The following is an 18,774-nucleotide window of genomic DNA, read 5'->3' as shown; positions in this document are numbered from 1 at the left end:
CTAAGTCGCCCGGATAACCCTTACGTCCCCCGGTATCACTTTCTCGCCTTCATAGAGCATAAACCGTCCATTCTGCCATTCGATTCGCAGCAGCTTGTAATCATCCGATTGGTACTGCCATACGTGCTGCTCCCCGCTTTGCATAAACGCGGTACGGCCGGATATCGAAACATGTCCACCGTATTCCTCTTCCAAATGAAACACATGATCGTCCAGATCGATGATGGACGGCACCTCATCCGGCGAATCCAGGCGTCCATCGATGGGCGCATAGAGTGCATATTGAACCGTCTCGCGTTCTTCGATGTGAAGATAAGCAATGGTGCTGCCATCCTGAAGCGTCAGGACGACCGCGTTGCGGCCTCGATTGTGCACGCGGCCCGTGACTTCGTAAGTAACCAGAGACACTTCGCAAATATCGCCCGGAGCCAGCTGCAGCATGCTCTTCTCTACCTTTGGCGGCTCGGGCTTGCTAAATAAATTGCTGATTCTTTTCCACATACTCATCTTTCCTAATCCCCTATCTCCATTATGCGTTCTATAAGCAAGCGGTAATAATTAACGCTCCGACCACATGCAGCGATCCTGCAAACAAACCGTAACCGGTTTTGCCTTCGCGGGTTCCCTTATCCAGGTTCAGCTTGCCAAAATTGCGCAGCATGAGCTCTGTCAACGCTTCGAGAACAAACAGTATGATAAACGAAACGACCGATACCACAATCGCCTCCAGCAGGTGATAGGACGTTCCGATCGACACGGATAAAATATACCCTTGGGCGACCAGCTTGAGGATCAGCCTTGTGGTTACCGCCATGTTACCCGCTTTCACTTCTTCAAGATCGTTATATTTCGTGAACAGGGAATCCACGAACATCAATACAAACAACAGCAGCCCGCCGACAGCCGTCCAAAGCAATACACGCAAGATCATATCAAAATCCATCTCTAAGCCTCCACACATTCAACATACATATCAACTTGCCCTGATCAGACTGCTTCAAATGAAGATAGACAACCTTAAAGGGGTAGTCCCGTATATATCCGGTATCAAACAAAAGCGAAGGAGAAGCACAGTAGTATTCAGCCCTGCTGCGTCTCCCTCGCCATCGATACTATTTACCTGTCAGACCACCAGACCCGGATTACTTGTTCTCGTATTGCTTCATCAAGGCTGCAAGCTCATCCTCAACGGCTTTGTCCTTGCCGAGGTTCTCGAACTCTTCATCGAGGGATTTCTCGCGCGTCGACATTTCGTTGCTTGCTTCGGCACGCGCTTCCATGGCCAGCATCTTTTCTTCCATCCGCTTCAACCCAGCCGAAGCCGTGTCAGACCCGAAACCGTTCATTGCTTTGTTGATCTCGGTTTGCGCTTTAGCCGCATTATAACGGGCAACCAGCGTCTCGCGCTTGTTCTTCATCGCTGTAAGCTGCTTGCGCATTTCCTCCAGCTTGCCGCGCAGGTTGTCGGCTGCCAGCTTGTTCTGATCGTAGCTTGCTTTGTACTCGTCGCGCTTGGCTTCAGCTGCCTTCTTCTCTTCCAGCGCACGACGGGCAAGTTCAACGTTTTGCGCCTGCGCTGCCGTATGAGCCTGCTGCGTGCGTTTTTCCACGAGAGCAGCTTGCTCTTCATAAAGGGCTTTGAAGCGTTTCTCGATGGCGATTTGGGCAGCTACCGCCTTCTCGGCATCCTCAAGGTCTTCGGTCATATCGCGGATGTACTGGTCCGTCATCTTGATCGGGTCTTCAGCCTTGTCGATAATGGCGTTAATATTGGACATGGTCAAGTCACGCAATCTTTTAAATATGGACATCGTTCTCTTCCTCTCGCTTTCGCTTTAAAATACTGGTATATGTTAAATGTTTACGTTGCATGATCCCAAACGGTTTCAAAATTTTTTTAGTGGTTGTTAAAAGTCATCTTGGGATCACCTTATCGGTGCTGAAATCTGAATTTTGAACACGCACTGATTTTTAATATCCACGTTCATACTGCTTCGGAACTTTCTGTTCTTCATCAAGCGCTTTGGCAGCATGAACCGCCCAGTACGGATCCCGCAGCATGCCCCTTCCAATCGCCACCATATCCGCCTTGCCCGACAAAACCACCTCTTGGGCGACATTGTAATCATCAAGCAGCCCTACCGCAATCACGGGGACCTTCAGCAGTTGTTTGAACTCCGCAGCCAGATCGACCTGATAACCCGGCTTTGCTTCCGGACCGCCATTGGAACCGACGACCCCTTCTCCTCCGGAGGAGATATGAAAAATATCGCCCCCGGCATCCCGGTATCGTTTGCAGATTTCCGCACAGTACTCCACATCATAACCGCCGTCCACATATTCTTTTGCAGACACCCTCATGATGATCGGCATGCCTTCGGGCAGCACTTCCTTAACGGCCTGGACAACCCGTTCACCGAACAGGGGGAGGTCTTGGCCATATTCGTCACTGCGTTGATTCGTCAGCGGCGAATGAAACTGATGGATCAGGTAACCATGCGCGCCATGAATCTCAACAGTGTCGAATCCGGCTTCAACAGCCCGGCGAGCTCCTTCCCTGAAGGCCTGTATGAGATCTTCCACTTCGGCAGTGGAGAGTGCCTTCGGCATTTTGTAATGGGAACTGAACGGGATTGCCGACGGGGCTACCGACGGCTCGGCATCCTGCGCCTTTCGGCCGGCATGGCCGAGCTGGATACCAATCTTGGTTCCATAAGAATGCACGGCATCGACAATGCGGCGATAGGCAGGAATTTGATTGTCGTCCCAGATCCCGGTATCCTGATTCGTTATGCGTCCGTCCGGGTGAACGCCTGTCATTTCCACAATAATTAAGCCAGTGCCTCCCACGGCACGGCTGACGTAATGCACAAAATGCCAATCATTCGGAATCCCGTCCCCGGCCTTTACGGAATATTGACACATCGGTGGCATAACAATGCGGTTCTTGAGGGTCAAATTCTTGAAATTGTAGGGTGTAAACAAGTCAGCCAAGCGATTATCTCCTTCCACATCCAAATGATTAAGATGTAATAAAATCTGTTAGGGGTTATTATACACCTTTCCGAGGGAAAACTAAAAACCGTCGAATTCCCATATTGAGGATAATTGTTTGTCCAACTGGGCATACCATACTAAAAAGCTAAAGGGGCCGATCGTGATGTTCAAAAGATGCCGCGCAGGAATCTGCCTGCTGTGGATCCTTTCATTCTTTTTCGTTGTGCCGGGCATCCCGGCAAACGCGTCCGGTTTACATAATCTGTCACAACCACCTCAGGATGCTTCCGTCATGTCGGAGTCCGGCCAAGTCATGGATCATTCGAAGCGAAATCAGAGCAAACCATCAGACGACGCGCCGTCTTTAAGCCAATTGCTGAGGAAATACCCGGACACGTTTCGCGCAAGCGGACCACGGGTCAAACAGGTGGCGCTTACCTTTGATGATGTACCGGATCCCCGATTTACCGGTAAAGTACTCGATGTGCTGAAGGAACAGCAGGTGAAGGCCACCTTTTTTGCAGTAGGAGACCGTGCCAAGAAACACCCTGAGCTCATGAAACGTATCCATGAAGAAGGACATGCCATTGGCAATCACTCTTACAATCACGCCCAACTGAACAAGCTGAGCCTGGAGAAATTCAAAAGCCAAATTGAGCGTACCAACACGATTTTGAAGTCGCTGACCGGAGTCGACCCGCGGCTGATCCGACCGCCTTATGGCGATATTAATGAAGAGCAGCTCCAATGGGCGCGCAAAAACGGGTACAAGGTCGTGAATTGGAATGTCGATTCCCTCGATTGGAAAGGACTGCAGAAGGAAGAGGTCAAGAGTAATATTATGACTGCGGTCGGCCCGGGATCGATCGTTCTCCAGCATGCCGGCGGCGGCGTGGGATCCGATCTTACCGGTACCATCGATGCGCTCCCGGATATCATAACGGAACTGCGAAACAAAGGGTACAGCTTCGTGACGCTTCCGGATATGTTAAACGTGCCGGAATCGCGATAGAGCCTGCATGAACGCCAAAAAGACGGCTGACTGGAAGTTGACCAGTGAAGCCGTCTTTACGATTCATCATGATATATGAATTAATCGATTATGAACAATTTGATATCCTGGATGCCGAATTGATTTACGGATGATTGGGAGCCTGGGATGAAGATATCAATCTTATTCCCTTTTATGGCTCCGCCGATATCACGTGCTTCTGCTACAAATGCCTTTTTAGGCAATCCTGGATGCTCATGTCCTGTTACAAGCACCTTGGTACCGAGCGGAATTACCTTGGGATCAACGGCGATGGTGCCAAGCTTAAGGGAATTCCCGAAATAGTCAACCGCGCCCCAACCGCCATTCTCGCTTGCAGCAGAGGAATACGCTGTAGCTTTAACGGACAAAGTTTTGCTGTAATTAAACGTCTTGCCCCATGCTTCGACTACGTTATTCTGCGGGATAACATTCAAGCTTGGCGTGAAACCGGAGTTTCCTGGAGCGATCGGCGCCGCGGATGCCGCCGAGTTCATCGATACCGTCCCTGGTATGTTGATTTTGAGCCCCTGGTAAATATTCGTTGCCTTTATTGTTGGGTTAGCTTTCATCAGCTTGTCCATATTAACGCCGTACTGTTTGGACAAGAAATAGAACGTATCGCCGTTCTTGGCAACATGCACGGAGCTTGCATGTGCTTGCAGCCCGCCTCCGGCAAAAGTCAGTCCGAGTGCCACGGCTGTAACGGTAAACCATTTTGCTGTTCTTCCAGCGATCTTATTATTTTTGTTAAGTCCACGATTTCTTGTCCAGGATTTCATTTGTCGTAACATCTAGAGATGCCTCCCTTATATGTAGCTTGGTAAATCGGATGTAGTATGTCAACGAACATGAATATATCACAATTTTGTAACCTATACCGCAAGCAATTGTTACCAACACACAAAGAAAAACAGCGCCGCTGCCTGAAACACCAGGCTAGGCGCTGTTTTTAATTTGTTACATTCCGGATGAAAAAGTTACAATACCTTGCTCAAAAACTCTTGCGTACGGGGATGGGTCGGATTGCCGAACAGTTGGTCCGGCGTGCCTTCCTCCACGATTTTGCCGCCGTCCATGAACAGGATCCGATCTCCCACTTCGCGGGCGAAGCCCATCTCATGGGTCACGATGACCATCGTCATTCCGCCTTCGGCAAGCTTCTTCATCACTTCCAGAACCTCGCCCACCATCTCGGGATCGAGTGCGGAGGTCGGCTCGTCAAACAGCATGACATGGGGCTGCATGGCGAGTGCTCGCGCAATGGCAATTCTCTGCTTCTGTCCGCCGGACAGCTGGGAAGGATAAGACTCCTTTTTGTCCTGCAGTCCAACCGATTTCAGCAGCTCGTCTGCTGTAGCCTCGGCTTCCTTCGCCGAAACCCCTTTAACTTGGATAGGGGCGAGCGTAATGTTATCGATGACCTTTTTGTGCGGAAACAGGTTAAACTGCTGAAACACCATGCCCATTTTCTCGCGGGTGGCATTGATATTGTGGTTCTTGGCGGTGATCAGCTCACCCTCGAATGAAATTTCGCCGCTGGTCGGCACTTCCAGCAGATTGAGACAGCGCAAGAAGGTGCTTTTACCGGAGCCGCTCGGTCCGATGACAACCACCACTTCTCCTTTTGCAATCTCGATATTGATGCCCTTCAGTATTTCCAGCTTGCCAAACGATTTATGAAGATCCTTAACGGTTATCACTTGCACTCAACTTCCTTTCCCAGACACCCAGAAGCTTCGAAAGAACGAATGTCAGTATAAAGTAGATCATGGCCGCCACAAGCAGCGGATTCAGCGGGGCAAAGGTTGAACCGCGCAAAATCTGGGCTTGGTACATAATATCGAATACCCCGATGAACGATACGATGGACGATTCCTTGATAATGACAACGAATTCGTTACCGATCGCAGGGAGTACCCCTTTCAGCGCCTGCGGCAAAATGATATGACGCATGGCTTTGCCCTTGGTCATCCCGAGCGAGCGTGCGGCCTCCAGTTGTCCCCGGTCCACGCCCTGAATGCCTGCGCGGAATATTTCTGCCAAATAGGCAGCGCTGTTGATGGAGAGCGTCAAAATACCCGACTGGATCGGTGAGAATTTAATATCAAACGCCGCCAAGCTGTAATGGATAATAAACAGCTGGACCAGCATCGGCGTGCCGCGGATGATTTCAATATATGCGGTAGCCAAGAACTTAAGGATTTTTACGCCGGACATCCGCATTAACGCGATAATCAATCCGAGAATGAATCCGAAAAATACGCCGAGGGCCGAAATAAGCAACGTAAATTGAATGCCTTTGGCATAATAGTCGCGATATTTCCAGAAAAATTCAAAGGTATTCAAGTTCTCTGCTGTTCGTCCTGCAGCCAGATCGCTGGCATCGTCGACAAATTTCTGGATCTGGTTATTTTCTTTTAAGCGCTCGAGCGTAGCATTAATGCTGCCAAGCAGCTCCTCGTTTCCTTTGCGGACCCCGATGGCATATGCGTCGTTCTCCGCCGTCGGCTTGGCATCCGTGATGGCCATGGTCGCTTCATTCATGTTGGTCTTTGCGATCGGATACTCCGCAAGGACGACGTCCACGCGCTCGGATTCCAGCTGCAGCAGCAAATCCGGGATTTTATCGAGCGATACTACATTGGCATTCGGTATCGTTTTTGCGATGGATTCCTGAATGGAGCTTTTCTGAACCCCGATCCGGGCTCCTTCCAGGCTTTCAAGCGTGTTGAATTTCAAGGCGTCTTCCTTGCGGACTACGACCGATTGTTCCGCAGCGTAATAAGGTTCCGAGAAATCAATGCTTTTTCGGCGGTCTTCCGTCGGATTCATGCCCGATATGACGAAATCCACGCGGCCGCTCGTCAGCTCTGGCAAGAGCGCATCAAAGGACGTATCCTTGATAATGAGCTCTGCGCCAAGATCCTTGGCGATTTCCTTCGCGATATCGATATCAAATCCGACGATGGTATCCACGCCATCTATCGTTTTATGGAACTCATATGGCGCATAGTCGGCACTGGTTCCGAGAATTACCGTTTTCTTCTCGCCTTCCGCATGGACGAGGCTGCCGAAAGACAGCACGACCACCATGAACAGGGTCATCCACGCTGTAAATTTACGTTTCATATGTCTCATTTCTCCCCTAACTGTTACAAATAGATTAAACCTTTAGAAAAAAAGCAACTGAGTCATTATAAAACAGGATGCATGAATATGCAATGAAAATTGATGGGTTTTCAATTTGTAACTTACAGGCAAAATCAACTTGTAGTATGTCATTCCACTATTTTAATACAACGGTCAAATCATCATACCCTTAAAGTGATCATGTCACACATGATTCAGTTTGTGGAATATAACTAATTATTAAAATAATCAAGCGGGTTTGAATCCATTCTATTCCTAAAATAAATGGAATTTAATGTTTAGATTTCATCCTATCCGCAAGCTTCTCCTCTCCCTACATTAAAATGTAAACACGGGACTTTAGAATTATCCAAAATAGGAATTAAAGATATGGAATATTGGAAGGGAACGGACGGATGCATAATCTATCGGCTGCCTTCCCATCTTATAGAAGCGCATGATTTCGGTCCATCTACATTGCAAGCCGCCTGTCTCATTCACCGCATGATTCAGGCAAGCCAGCAGCTGGTTATTAATTAGCTATAGCTTTACTCATATAGGAGGTGTAACCATGCTGTTAGAAGCGCTGTATCATGTTCCTAGAGATAAATGGGCTTATGCTTACGATACACACACCATTCATCTTCGGATTCGAACCAAGAAGAACGACATTGATTCAGTTGTTGCCATGACGGGCGACAAATATGATTGGGACCGTACGTACTTCGAGATCACCATGGAAAAGGCCGCCTCTGACGACATGTTTGATTACTGGGAATGCGGAGTCAGGCCCAAATACAAAAGGTTGTCATACGGATTCCGGATTCATGCGGGAGATGAAACGGTGTATATGGTCGACAGCGGAATCGGATGGGATTACCCCTATCCGCCGGCAGGCTACTTTGAATTTCCGTACATACATGAAGTCGATGTATTCAAAGTACCGGAATGGGCCAAAGAAGCCGTATTCTACCAAATCATGACGGAACGCTTTGCCAACGGGAACCCGGCCATCAGTCCTGATGGAACCGAAGCCTGGGGCGGCAAGCCGGAGGTGGACAATTTCTTCGGCGGTGACCTACAGGGCGTGCTGGATCATCTGGATGATCTGGTTGACCTGGGCATTAACGCCATATATTTTACCCCCCTCTTCCTCTCCCCCTCCAATCATAAATACGACACGGTAGATTATAAGCAGGTGGATCCGCACTTTGGCGATAACGATCTGTTGAAAAAGGTAGTGGATACCTGCCACGCAAAAGGCATTCGAGTGATTTTGGATGCGGTATTCAATCACTGCAGCGAGGAGTTCCCGCCCTTTCAGGACGTCCTGAAGCATGGCGAGAAGTCCAAATATGCCGGGTGGTTTCATGTGAACCGGTTTCCTTGCGAGATCAAGGACGGCATACCGACATACGACACCTTCGGCTTCTTCGGAAACATGCCGAAATTCAATACCGCCAATCCCGAAGTCAAGGCGTACTTGCTGGGCGTCGCCGAGTATTGGATTAAGGAGATCAAGCTTGACGGCTGGCGTCTGGATGTCGCGAATGAAATCGACCATCATTTCTGGCGGGATTTCAGGCAGGTTGTCAAGAAGGCCAACCCCGAGGCATACATCGTGGGCGAGGTTTGGTCAGACTCGTTGATCTGGCTGCAAGGCGACCAATTTGATTCCGTGATGAATTACCCTTTTGCCGATAAGGTGCTGGAGTTTTTCAACGGCAACATGGACGGGCTCACCTTCGCCAACCGCATCGGCTCGATCCTGATGCGTTATCCGCAGCAGACCAACGAAGTGGTCTTCAACCTGCTTTGCAGCCACGATACGCCCAGGCTGCTTACCCGCGTGGGAGAAGATATCCGGCGCATGAAACTCACCGTCGTATTCCTGTTCACCTTCATGGGCACGCCGTGCATCTTTTACGGGGATGAAATCGGCTTGACCGGGGATGGAGACCCGGATTGCCGCAAATGCATGGAATGGGATCCCAACAAGCGAAACCAGGAGCTGTATGCATTTTATCAAGGCATGATCGCGCTGCGGAAAGAGCATAAAGCCCTCAGGCAAGGTCGCTTCCGCTTCCTGCAGGCGAATCTTCATGATCCTTGCATCGTGTACGAACGTGCCGACGAAACCATGCATTTTATCGTCTGGATCAACAACAGCGACTCGAAGCGTACCCTATCGCATCCCATCGTCACGACCGATTGGATCGATGCCGAAACCCAAGAGCCTGTAAAGCCGGTAAACGGTACGATGCATATCGATTTGGAACCGTACGCGTATCGCATTTTATGCCGGGAATTGAAACATTAGCTTCGATCATATTCAGACAGCACAGGGGTGCCGGATAGCTTGTTATTCCTTCGCTATCCGGGCACCCCTGTGTCATGAAAGCCATAGTTATTATCGGCTGGTGATCTGTTGATAGATTTCCTGATATTCCTTCGCCGAAACGTTCCAACTGTAATCCCCGCCCAGAGCGTTCTTGCTCACTTTACGCCAGTGCTCGGGCATGCGATATATGGAGGTCGCGCGACGGATGGTGTTCATCATGTCATGCGCATTGTAATCCTTGAAGGAGAAGCCGTTCCCTTCGCCCGTATACTCGTTGTATGCCTGAACCGTATCGTTCAGTCCGCCCGTTTCTCGGACAATGGGTACGCTGCCGTACCGCATGGCGATCAGCTGGCTGATGCCGCACGGTTCGAATTTGGAAGGCATCAGGAACAGGTCGCTGCCGGCATAAAAACGCCGCGATAACGGCTCATTGAACCGGATCTGGGCCGACATTTTGGTGGGATAGCGATTTGCCGCTTCCCTGAACCAATGCTCATAGGAAGGATCTCCCGTTCCCAGGACAACGAACTGAATCTCGTCATAGTAGAGCAGCTCATCCAGAATGCGGATAACCAAATCGAGTCCTTTCGAATCGACCAATCGCGTTACCATCGACATCAACGGAATATGCGGCGCCACGGGAAGATTCAGCTCTTCTTGTAAGGCGATTTTGTTCTGCGTTTTTTTGTTCAGTCCGCTCCGGAACTTCATGGCGAGATGCGGATCTGTCGCCGGATTGTAGCTTTTGGTATCAATGCCGTTCACAATCCCGCTCAATCTCGAGCCCTGGGCCGACAGAAGTCCGTCAAGTCCGTATCCGTAATAACCTGTCTGGATTTCCGTGGCATAGGTTGGGCTGACCGTCGTTACGTGATCTGCGTAAACGATGCCCGCTTTCATGAAATTCACGTTTCCGTAATACTCCACGCCTTCGGCCGTGAAATGCCGGCTGTGAATGCCGAGCAGATCAACCAACACCTCGTACGGGTATACGCCCTGATACAACAGATTATGGATCGTGAACACGGTTCGAATCCCCGCATAGAAGGGATCATGACGATAGACGTCTTCAAGAAGCAGCGGAATCATGGCGGTATGCCAGTCGTGACAGTGAAGCACATCCGGCTGGAATCCGATTACCGGCAGAACCTCAAGCACGGCACGGTTGAAGAAAGAGAAGCGTTCGCCATCGTCCATGTAACCATAAATGCCGTCTCGGTCAAAATAGTACTCGTTATCCACGAAATAGATCGTTACGCCGTCTTCCACCAGGGACTCGATGCCGCAATATTGCTCGCGCCAGCCTACCCGCACCCGGGTTTCTCCCACATGCTCCATTCGCTCTCTGTATTCTTCCGGAATGCCGCGATATTTCGGCAGCACGACTCGAATATCCTCGCCCATGCCGCGAAGGGATTTAGGCAAAGCAGCGATCACATCCGCCAGTCCGCCTGTCTTGATGTATGGTCCGCATTCCGAAGCTGCAAATAACAATTTCAATCCTGCTTCCCCCTTTTGCTCCGTTTCGTTTTTTGTTCTGTTTTCTCTCTTGCCGCTGCCGCCTTCAGCGACGCGTCCGATCGATCTTGCGATTTCCTCGATCGAGGCGGCTTTTTCTTTAAAACAACCATGCCTAATGGAGGCAGCTTGATCTCCAGGCTGTGGGTTTGGCCATGCCAGGTCTTCTTCTCCGCTTTCATCTCACCGTCGTTCAGCAGTCCGGAGCCGCCGTAATCGGCATGATCGGAATTCAAAATTTCCACATATTGCCCCGCTCTCGGCAAACCGACCCGATATTGGTCATATGCCTTTGGCTGAAAATTAATGACGATGATCAGCGTATCGCCGGGCTTGGTGCCCATTCTCATATAGGATACGACACTCTGCTCATGATCATCGGCGCTGAGCCATTCGAAGCCTTCCCATCGGTGATCCTGCTCCCATAGCGCCTTTTCATCCACGTACATGCGGTTTAGAGCTGCCGTATATGCCAACTGCTTGCGGTGGCTTTCATAGTCCAGCAGCAGCCAGTCGAGCTGCTCCTGATCCTTCCATTCGATAAACTGGCCGAACTCTCCCCCCATGAACAGCAGATTCTTCCCGGGCTGGGTGATCTGGTATCCAAGCAAAATCCGCAGTCCCGCAAACTTTTGTTCATAGCTTCCCGGCATTTTATTAAGCAGCGATTTCTTTCCATGGACGACTTCATCGTGTGAAAGCGGCAATGTAAAATTCTCCGAATAGGCATAACAAATGGGAAATGTCAGTAAATTATGATGGGTAGGCCGCTGATCGAACTCTTGTTCAATATAAGACAGCGTGTCGTTCATCCAGCCCATATTCCATTTGTAATTGAAGCCAAGACCCCCTTCATGCACAGGTGCCGTAACCCCCGCCCATGCGCTCGACTCCTCGGCCATCATCAAGGCATTCGGGTAATATCGAAACACGGCTTTATTCAATTCCTGGAGAAAGGATATCGCCTCAAGATTTTCCAAGCCTCCGTGCTCGTTAAGGCTGTACTGACCCTCACGCTTCTCAAAATCAAGACGGATCATGCTCGTCACGGCATCAACGCGAAGACCATCAATATGATACATATCCATCCAAAATAAGGCATTGGAGATGAGGAATGAAATTACCTCCGGCTTGGCATAATCGAAAGACAATGTTCCCCAGCCAGGTTTCTCGGCTTTTTGGGGGTCTGCATACTCATAAAGAGGCGCCCCGTCAAACTGCCGAAGCCCGTGGGCATCCTTGGCAAAATGTGCGGGCACCCAGTCGAGCAGCACGCCGATGCCGGCTTGGTGCAGCTGGTCGACGAGGTACATGAAATCATGGGGAGTTCCGTATCTGCTCGTCAGCGCATAAAATCCGGTACCCTGATAGCCCCACGAAAGATCGTAGGGATGCTCCGCCAAGGGCATAAATTCTACGTGGGTATAACTCATTTCCTGCAAATAAGGAATCAGCTGATCGGCCAATTCCCGATATGTAAAGAACGAACCGTCCTCTTTTTGCCGCCAGGTTCCGAAGTGCATTTCATAAATGTTCACCGGCTTGGCATATGGGGATTTGTTCTTCCTTCTCCATGCGGCATCATTCCAGCGATATCCTGAGAGGTCGGTCACCACCGATGCCGTCGCAGGTCGTACTTCGGCATGAAATGCATAAGGATCGGCCTTTAGGAATGTTTCTCCGAAGGGCCCCGTGATCTGATATTTGTAAAAAGTTCCAGTCTCCATCCCAGGGAAAAACCGACTCCAAATTCCCGAATCGGGCATCCTATATAACGGGTCTTGGGAACCATCCCAGCCGTTCCAGTCTCCGGCAAGTCCTACCTGCCTGGCATTCGGAGCCCACACCGTAAAACGCACGCCCTCTTCTCCTTCTTCTGTGGCAAGGTGTGCACCCATACATTGGTAACTGTGAAACCAGGTTCCTTCATGAAATAAATACACTTGTTCCGGAGTCATGTTTCCTTCCCTAACTGCTTGGTTCAATCGTCGTCACCTGCTTTTTCTTAAAAATCCAATATTATTAATGCTATTACCCCATTCTAACCAGGTTGAAAATAAAAAATGTCCCTGAAAAATAATTTTGTAATTTTCAAATTACTTTTTCAATATAATCGTTTCAAACCCCGGGAATGTCGTTTATGTAATGTACAACGTGAAAATACATTGGGAGGGAAACGTGATGAAGAAAAAAGACTGTATTGCTATGCTTCTGGCGGGTGGAGAAGGTAAACGATTGGCTCCCCTTACGTCCAGGCTGGCAAAACCCGCCGTTCCGTTTGGCGGACATTATCGTATAATCGATTTTCCTCTCAGCAATTGTGTAAACTCCGGAATCGATACGGTTGGAGTGCTTACGCAATATGAGGCAGAATCATTACACGAACATATCGGCGAAGGCGAACCCTGGGGATTAACACATACAGGACGTGAAGGCATTGCCCTTCTTCCATCCAACAGCACACACCAAGACGGGTACTTGGGAACGGCAGATGCCATTTATAAAAACATTCAATACATCGATGATCAAAATCCAGAGCATGTGCTCATCTTGTCCGGGGACCACATTTACCAGATGGATTACCGGGAAATGCTTGAAGCCCATATGAAGCAAGGAGCTCCTGCCACGATTTCCGTGATGGAAGTACCATGGGAAGACGCCAGCCGATTTGGCGTCATGAGCGTTGACGATAATCTCAATATCATTGAATTTGCCGAAAAACCGGCAGAACCGCAAAGCAATCTTGCCTCCATGGGCATTTATTTGTTCCGTTGGGACTATCTGAAGCAGCACCTGATCGAAGATGCGTCTGACCCGAACTCCAGCCATGATTTCGGAAAGGATGTCATCCCTAAGATGCTGTCCGGAGAAGAGTCGCTGCTAGCATTCCGCTTCCAGGGCTACTGGCGCGATGTCGGCACCGTAGAAAGCCTCTGGGAAGCCCATATGGATGTGCTTAGCCAAAATGAGCTCGTCCTTGAGAGAGCCGACTGGCCTATGTATACGCGCGCTTGGAAAACCAAGCTGTCGGCAGCACGGACCCGAAATGTGGAGCATACGGACTGCCTGATTCATGACCAATGCAGCTTCGAAGGAAAAGCCAAAAGTTCCGTCATCTTCTGCGGATCAGAAATCGGCAAATACTCCATCGTGAAGGATAGCGTGGTCATGCCGAATGCCAAAATCGGCAAAGGCGTCCATATCGAGCACGCCATCATCGGGGAAGGTGCAGTGATCAAGGACGGAGCCGTTGTGAAAGGGGCTCCCGGCAATGTCGTGGTCGTAGGACCGTACGAGACGGTGCTTCCGAAACCAACGGTTCGTACCCAGCCGGCCCGGCTCCTTCAGGATGTATACGAAAAAGGACGCTTGCGTGCAAATGTCTCTTCATCCTGAACGAATGTCATGAACAGAATAGAGCTCTGAGAATTTCTTCAGGCGTATTACACAAAAAGCGATCCGTAACGGATCGCTTTTTCTCATGTATCGTGCCCTGCTGACTTTGTCTAAGCGCATGCGACGGAGGTTTTGAAACTTTAAGATCAAGAAACAAAAGTCTTTTCATATAAATTCACGATGCGACCGCCCATATCCTGCTCGGCCACGAATTGAAATCCTTGACGCTGGTAAAATCGATTCAGCGTTGGCAAATGGGATACGCAATCCAATCGGAAGCCCCGTTTCCCTTTGGAAACCAAATACGATTCCGCAAAGGAAATCATTTTGTTCCCAAGCTCCAGCCCCCGATAAGCGAAGCGTACGGTCAGACGATGCAAGTAACCGTAGGACGGATCGTCCCGCTTTCCCCAGTAGTCAGGGTCCCCGTACTGCAGCGTAAACATGCCGGCCGCCTTGTCTTCATGCCACAGGATGAATACTTCACGCTCTGCCAGGTACTGTTCCATTAGCTCCAGGGAAAAAAGCGAGGGGCTCCACTGCTTGCGCCCTTGCTGTTCCATCACCTCGGCCGCCTCCGTTAGAAGCACCAGCATCTCTCCTGCGTGCGCGGCTTCTGCCCGTCGTAGTTCAAACCGCCCCTGCTCCGTTGAAAACATTGCTGCGGATTCCACCCCTGTACTCCCCCTTTATAACATAGCCACACAAAGTGGAGCCTGTACTCCGAGACATATACCATATACTTTGTGGGGACAAAACTTATCTATGCGAATACAGTATTGCTTACGATTTCCCGTATACTTATAAATTCTGTATTATTGAGAAAAGCTTTGCCGGATTACCGGCAAAGCTTAGGCCATCGGCCCGGCTGCGTCATCCTCACCGTTCTCCAACCCGCCGGCCATCGGTATTTTCCCCTCAGGCAGCGGCAGCTTGACGATCACGGCTGTTCCGTGCCCGAGCTCGCTTTCCATTTCCATCGTGCCCCCGTGAAGCTCAACGAGCTGCTGCGTGATCGCTAATCCCAGTCCCGTTCCCCCGTTAAGTGGATTCACCTGGAAGAACCGATCCTTTACCCGCCGAAGATGCTCGTCCGAGATGCCGATCCCGTGATCTTGTACGGTAACGATAACAAACTTCTCTTCCATCGCGAAGGACAGGTTGATTACCCCGTTCTCATGCGAGAATTTAACCGCGTTGTCCACGATATTCAGGAATACCTGCTTCAAGCGGTTGACATCCCCATAGATAATCGGCTTCTCGTCGGACTCCAGTTTGATCTGAACGCCCTTCTTCTCGGCTTTCGTCCACAGATTGAGCATGATCTCTTGCAGCAGCTCCCGTAAATTCACGATGCCCTTCACCAGCTTCATCTCATTCTGCTGGAGCTTGGAGAAATCCAGAAGCTCTTCGACAAGGCCGATCAACCGGTCGGTTTCCTTGGAGATGATCTGCATTCCGATTTTCGTTTCTTCCGGGTCGTAGCCGCCGGAGTCAAGCGTTTCGCTCCAGCCCTTGATGCTTGTGAGCGGCGTTCGCAGCTCATGCGAGATCGAGGAGATAAAGTCATCCTTCACCTGATTGCTTCGCACAATCTCCTGCGCCATGTAGTTCAAGGTCGACGAAAGCTCGCCAAGCTCGTATTTGTAGTCGCCCTTGATCCGTACGTTGAACTTGCCTTTGGCCATCTGAGCGGACACCGTGGTAATGTTGTTGAGCGGCTTTACGATGGAATTGGCCAGCCCAATGCTGAAAGCAAGCACGATCGCCAGAACGGCCGCCCCGATGCTGACGGCAAACAGCGTCATTTTCATCAGCTTGTCGTTTACGTATTCCAGCGAAGTCACGTAACGGAGAATATACGTATTTTCAAAACCGTTCGAAACGGACTGGGACACCGCCATCACGATCTGGCCCGTGCCTTGCTGTTTGCCGATCCAACGGCTCGTATTGCCTGCAAGCGCTTGGGTAACATCGCTGGTCTTGATGGTCTGCTCTATTTCGAAGCCGGTCGAAGTTGAGAGTACTTGCCCAGCCGGGTTCAAAATTTGAAGCTCCGTATTATACAGTTCAAAATGGCGAACCATTTCGCTCAGCTGATTGACGTTGTCCGACGAGGTCAGTCGAAAGGGCTGATAGAAATCATTGGCGGTACGGATATGGTTCACCATATGGTTGTACACCGTATCGTAATAATACGATCGTAAAGCGATAAGAAAAATAACCTCAATCAGCAGCAAGGCGATGAACACTACCAGGAAGTAGTGCAGCACGATTTGCCGCCGAATGCCTTTTTTGATGATCATTGTCCCTGACCCTTCCATTTATAGCCGTGTCCCCATACCGTCTGGAGGTATTCCGGCTCGGAAGGATTGCCTTCGATTTTTTGGCGCAGTCTCCGAATGTTCACGTCCACGATTTTGGGATCGCCCATATATTCTTTGCCCCATACGTGATCAAGCAGCACATCACGGCTAAGCGGCGTGTTTTCTTTTTCCAGGAAGAACTGGACCAGCGAGAACTCCGTAGGCGTCAGCTCCACCGGCTGCCCGTTCTTCTTGAATTGCTTGGAAATCAGATCCAGCGTGAACGGACCCGATTGGAAGGATACCTTGGCGGCACCCGCACGCTGAACGTTCACCCTGCGCAGAAGGGATTGCAGCCGGGCGATCAGTTCCGTCGGGCTGAACGGTTTGCTTACGTGGTCATCCGCTCCGACGGATAGGGCATACACTTTGTCCTGCTCCTGAACTTTTGCCGTCAGGAAAATAATGCCGATCCGCTCGTTCGTTTCCCGGATTCTGCGGCATACTTCAAAGCCGTCGATACCAGGAACCATGACGTCGAGCAAGGCGATATCGATGTCTGGCGTCGTTTGCAGCAAGCGAAGGGCCTCATTGCCGTTCTCGGTCTCCAGCACCTCAAAGCCGTTCCGTTTCAGATTAATTACGATAAAACTGCGAATGGATTCTTCATCTTCTAATATGAGCACTTTACTCAAGGTCTAGTTCCCCTTTCTTTCGATAGGAGCCACATTGTTGCTGCTTGGCTTTTTATCTTTTTTACTCAATTTCAGATCGCCATGGCTTCGATAAGCGATGACGCGGTTTTTCTCCTTCACCAAGATCTCCCAATCGGATTCGGCTTTCCCCCACTGGGCCGTGGAGAAAAACTTGATTTCCGCGACGGACTCTCCCGTGTCGGTCATGACAAAGTTCAGATAAGCATTTTTGTTGGATTCCGGCGTAATGGTAATTTTATTGTACATATCCGGCGGAAAATCCAGATAGAAGCGATTATTCATATCGTAGTATCTTTGGAGCACGAATTGAAGCCCTTCTACTTCGTTGCTCTCCCGCACCTCTCCGTCCCACTGGAAGTACGTGGTGAAGAACGGGATTTCGTCCAGGATCAGCCGATCTTCCCAGCCGATTGGCCTTGTAAGCACACCAAACTCTAAAATACCGTCATCGTTCACGTCCTCGCTCTCAACCGGCAGTTCCTTGTAAGTAAGCAGTTCATCCTGGAGCACGTCAATAAACTTGTTGTCCTCCATGATAATGAGCTTGGAATAGGAAGAGTTGGACACGACCGAAGCATCCAAGATGATACCTTCTTTGTTTTTGGCCACTTTACCTGCGACAACATTGTAATAACTTTCGATATTTGGTCCCAAATCCAGCTTGTTCAGCTCAACGAAAGCATCCTCGAATTTGTCGTATTGATAGGTGCTGATATACGAGAGCTCTTTCTGCTGGAGGTATACTACCGTAATATCCTTGACCTTGTCGCCGTTCATGTCTCCGATATTGAAGTGCGTATACGGCAAGGCCGGGATTTTTTCGAGCGAATCCCCGGAGAATGAATACACGGCCAGCAGGTTCTGAAGATTCTCTTCTCCGCGGGAGAAACCGGCTACGATGTCAACCTTGCCGTCATTCGTAAAATCAACGAAATCAAATGACTCCAAAACCGTCCCTTCTCCGTCGAAATCGAGGCTCTTCACCCAGGTATCACCCTGCTGCTGCATGATCATGCCGTGGATTTTCACCTCTTCATCCGGCGTCTGATAGAAGACGACGGCTTCCATAACGCCGTCGTTGTCCAGGTCATGAATTCGGATCGAACTGCTGTCGACGTCGCTTCGCGGCCGAATGATAGCGCCGTTGTCCAGTTTGATCTTCTGGAGCGCGGACTGGATGGCGCCGTTCAGCGTCGCTTTGTCCGTCGGCAGATCCGGTCGCTTCATTAAAGACACCGGATCCTGGATAAAGGTACAGCCGCTTATGATAAATAGTAACAAGCCGGCCAAGAGGGCTTGCATCACTCTATATTTCAATAAGTATCAACTCATTTC

The 18,774-nt window shown here is 50.0% G+C and carries 17 protein-coding genes; 4 read left to right on the top strand and 13 right to left on the bottom strand.

Features of this window, described 5'->3' with window-relative positions:
* The 4 genes from MHH82_RS12570 to MHH82_RS12555 form a co-directional block, all read right to left on the bottom strand.
* Nucleotides 1-507, bottom strand: a complete 507-nt coding sequence (locus tag MHH82_RS12570; RefSeq protein WP_009589430.1) for a DUF4178 domain-containing protein — start codon at nt 505-507, stop codon at nt 1-3.
* Between the two features lie 31 nt (nt 508-538).
* Complete coding sequence (locus MHH82_RS12565) at nt 539-943, bottom strand: DUF350 domain-containing protein (RefSeq protein WP_009589371.1); 405 nt, start codon at nt 941-943, stop codon at nt 539-541.
* A 199-nt stretch (nt 944-1,142) separates the two neighbouring features.
* Nucleotides 1,143-1,811 carry a PspA/IM30 family protein gene (locus MHH82_RS12560; protein ID WP_009589445.1) on the bottom strand — a complete coding sequence of 223 codons (669 nt, stop codon included), beginning with the start codon at nt 1,809-1,811 and terminating at the stop codon, nt 1,143-1,145.
* Nucleotides 1,812-1,971: 160 nt separating this feature from the next.
* Nucleotides 1,972-2,994: an NADH:flavin oxidoreductase/NADH oxidase gene (locus MHH82_RS12555; RefSeq protein WP_340965901.1), complete on the bottom strand. Its 1,023-nt coding sequence runs from the start codon at nt 2,992-2,994 to the stop codon at nt 1,972-1,974.
* 166 nt (nt 2,995-3,160) lie between these two features.
* Between MHH82_RS12555 and MHH82_RS12550 the strand changes: the two genes are divergently transcribed.
* Entirely contained in the window at nt 3,161-4,009 is an 849-nt protein-coding gene (locus tag MHH82_RS12550) for a polysaccharide deacetylase family protein (protein WP_041621974.1), read from the top strand.
* An 80-nt stretch (nt 4,010-4,089) separates the two neighbouring features.
* On the opposite strand, the gene MHH82_RS12545 is transcribed toward MHH82_RS12550, so the two are convergent.
* The 3 genes from MHH82_RS12545 to MHH82_RS12535 all read right to left on the bottom strand — a co-directional run bounded on the left by MHH82_RS12545 (nt 4,090) and on the right by MHH82_RS12535 (nt 7,159).
* Nucleotides 4,090-4,821, bottom strand: coding sequence for a 3D domain-containing protein (locus MHH82_RS12545; RefSeq protein ID WP_015734716.1), 732 nt, complete (start codon nt 4,819-4,821; stop codon nt 4,090-4,092).
* Between the two features lie 186 nt (nt 4,822-5,007).
* Nucleotides 5,008-5,730 carry an amino acid ABC transporter ATP-binding protein gene (locus MHH82_RS12540; RefSeq protein ID WP_192572328.1) on the bottom strand — a complete coding sequence of 241 codons (723 nt, stop codon included), beginning with the start codon at nt 5,728-5,730 and terminating at the stop codon, nt 5,008-5,010.
* The gene (locus tag MHH82_RS12535) at nt 5,717-7,159 is read right to left on the bottom strand and encodes an ABC transporter substrate-binding protein/permease (RefSeq protein ID WP_036665363.1); all 1,443 of its coding nucleotides are present in this window, start codon (nt 7,157-7,159) and stop codon (nt 5,717-5,719) included. The genes MHH82_RS12540 and MHH82_RS12535 overlap by 14 nt, the downstream gene beginning before the upstream one ends.
* Nucleotides 7,160-7,549: 390 nt before the next feature.
* Between MHH82_RS12535 and MHH82_RS12530 the strand changes: the two genes are divergently transcribed.
* Nucleotides 7,550-7,699, top strand: a complete 150-nt coding sequence (locus MHH82_RS12530; RefSeq protein WP_340965897.1) for a hypothetical protein — start codon at nt 7,550-7,552, stop codon at nt 7,697-7,699.
* A gap of 31 nt (nt 7,700-7,730) precedes the next feature.
* Nucleotides 7,731-9,479: an alpha-glycosidase gene (locus MHH82_RS12525; protein ID WP_340965895.1), complete on the top strand. Its 1,749-nt coding sequence runs from the start codon at nt 7,731-7,733 to the stop codon at nt 9,477-9,479.
* 90 nt (nt 9,480-9,569) lie between these two features.
* Here the strand turns inward: MHH82_RS12525 and glgA are convergent, their stop codons facing one another.
* A complete protein-coding gene (gene glgA, locus MHH82_RS12520) occupies nt 9,570-11,003 on the bottom strand; it encodes a glycogen synthase GlgA (protein ID WP_340965893.1) in 1,434 nt (477 codons plus the stop codon).
* Nucleotides 11,000-12,979 carry a 1,4-alpha-glucan branching protein GlgB gene (glgB, locus tag MHH82_RS12515; protein WP_340969926.1) on the bottom strand — a complete coding sequence of 660 codons (1,980 nt, stop codon included), beginning with the start codon at nt 12,977-12,979 and terminating at the stop codon, nt 11,000-11,002. The genes glgA and glgB overlap by 4 nt, the downstream gene beginning before the upstream one ends.
* A gap of 223 nt (nt 12,980-13,202) precedes the next feature.
* On the opposite strand from glgB, the gene MHH82_RS12510 reads away from it, so the two are divergent.
* Nucleotides 13,203-14,417, top strand: a complete 1,215-nt coding sequence (locus tag MHH82_RS12510; RefSeq protein WP_015734710.1) for a glucose-1-phosphate adenylyltransferase — start codon at nt 13,203-13,205, stop codon at nt 14,415-14,417.
* A gap of 146 nt (nt 14,418-14,563) precedes the next feature.
* On the opposite strand, the gene MHH82_RS12505 is transcribed toward MHH82_RS12510, so the two are convergent.
* From MHH82_RS12505 to MHH82_RS12490, 4 genes are all read right to left on the bottom strand, one after another.
* On the bottom strand, nt 14,564-15,091 hold the full coding sequence (locus tag MHH82_RS12505; protein ID WP_145035708.1) for a GNAT family N-acetyltransferase: 528 nt from the start codon (nt 15,089-15,091) through the stop codon (nt 14,564-14,566).
* Nucleotides 15,092-15,268: 177 nt separating this feature from the next.
* Entirely contained in the window at nt 15,269-16,723 is a 1,455-nt protein-coding gene (locus tag MHH82_RS12500; protein WP_015734708.1) for a sensor histidine kinase, read from the bottom strand.
* The gene (locus tag MHH82_RS12495) at nt 16,720-17,418 is read right to left on the bottom strand and encodes a response regulator transcription factor (RefSeq protein ID WP_009589197.1); all 699 of its coding nucleotides are present in this window, start codon (nt 17,416-17,418) and stop codon (nt 16,720-16,722) included. Before MHH82_RS12495 ends, MHH82_RS12500 begins: the two co-directional genes overlap by 4 nt.
* 3 nt (nt 17,419-17,421) lie before the next feature.
* Nucleotides 17,422-18,756 (bottom strand): hypothetical protein, encoded by a 1,335-nt coding sequence (locus tag MHH82_RS12490; RefSeq protein ID WP_340965886.1) that lies wholly within the window; start codon nt 18,754-18,756, stop codon nt 17,422-17,424.
* Nucleotides 18,757-18,774 lie beyond the last annotated feature (18 nt).

This window comes from Bacillus sp. FSL K6-6540 (assembly GCF_038007545.1).
This window is presented reverse-complemented; position numbering and strand designations above follow the sequence as displayed.

Bases quoted from the DNA above. Each gene is read 5' to 3' on its own strand.
- MHH82_RS12550 (WP_041621974.1), top strand. From the start codon at position 3,161: ATGTTCAAAAGATGCCGCGCAGGAATCTGCCTGCTGTGGATCCTTTCA.
- MHH82_RS12530 (WP_340965897.1), top strand. From the start codon at position 7,550: ATGGAATATTGGAAGGGAACGGACGGATGCATAATCTATCGGCTGCCT.
- MHH82_RS12535 (WP_036665363.1), bottom strand. From the start codon at position 7,159: ATGAAACGTAAATTTACAGCGTGGATGACCCTGTTCATGGTGGTCGTG.
- MHH82_RS12500 (WP_015734708.1), bottom strand. From the start codon at position 16,723: ATGATCATCAAAAAAGGCATTCGGCGGCAAATCGTGCTGCACTACTTC.
- MHH82_RS12545 (WP_015734716.1), bottom strand. From the start codon at position 4,821: ATGTTACGACAAATGAAATCCTGGACAAGAAATCGTGGACTTAACAAA.
- glgB (WP_340969926.1), bottom strand. From the start codon at position 12,979: ATGACTCCGGAACAAGTGTATTTATTTCATGAAGGAACCTGGTTTCAC.
- MHH82_RS12510 (WP_015734710.1), top strand. From the start codon at position 13,203: ATGAAGAAAAAAGACTGTATTGCTATGCTTCTGGCGGGTGGAGAAGGT.
- MHH82_RS12570 (WP_009589430.1), bottom strand. From the start codon at position 507: ATGAGTATGTGGAAAAGAATCAGCAATTTATTTAGCAAGCCCGAGCCG.
- MHH82_RS12560 (WP_009589445.1), bottom strand. From the start codon at position 1,811: ATGTCCATATTTAAAAGATTGCGTGACTTGACCATGTCCAATATTAAC.
- MHH82_RS12525 (WP_340965895.1), top strand. From the start codon at position 7,731: ATGCTGTTAGAAGCGCTGTATCATGTTCCTAGAGATAAATGGGCTTAT.
- MHH82_RS12565 (WP_009589371.1), bottom strand. From the start codon at position 943: ATGGATTTTGATATGATCTTGCGTGTATTGCTTTGGACGGCTGTCGGC.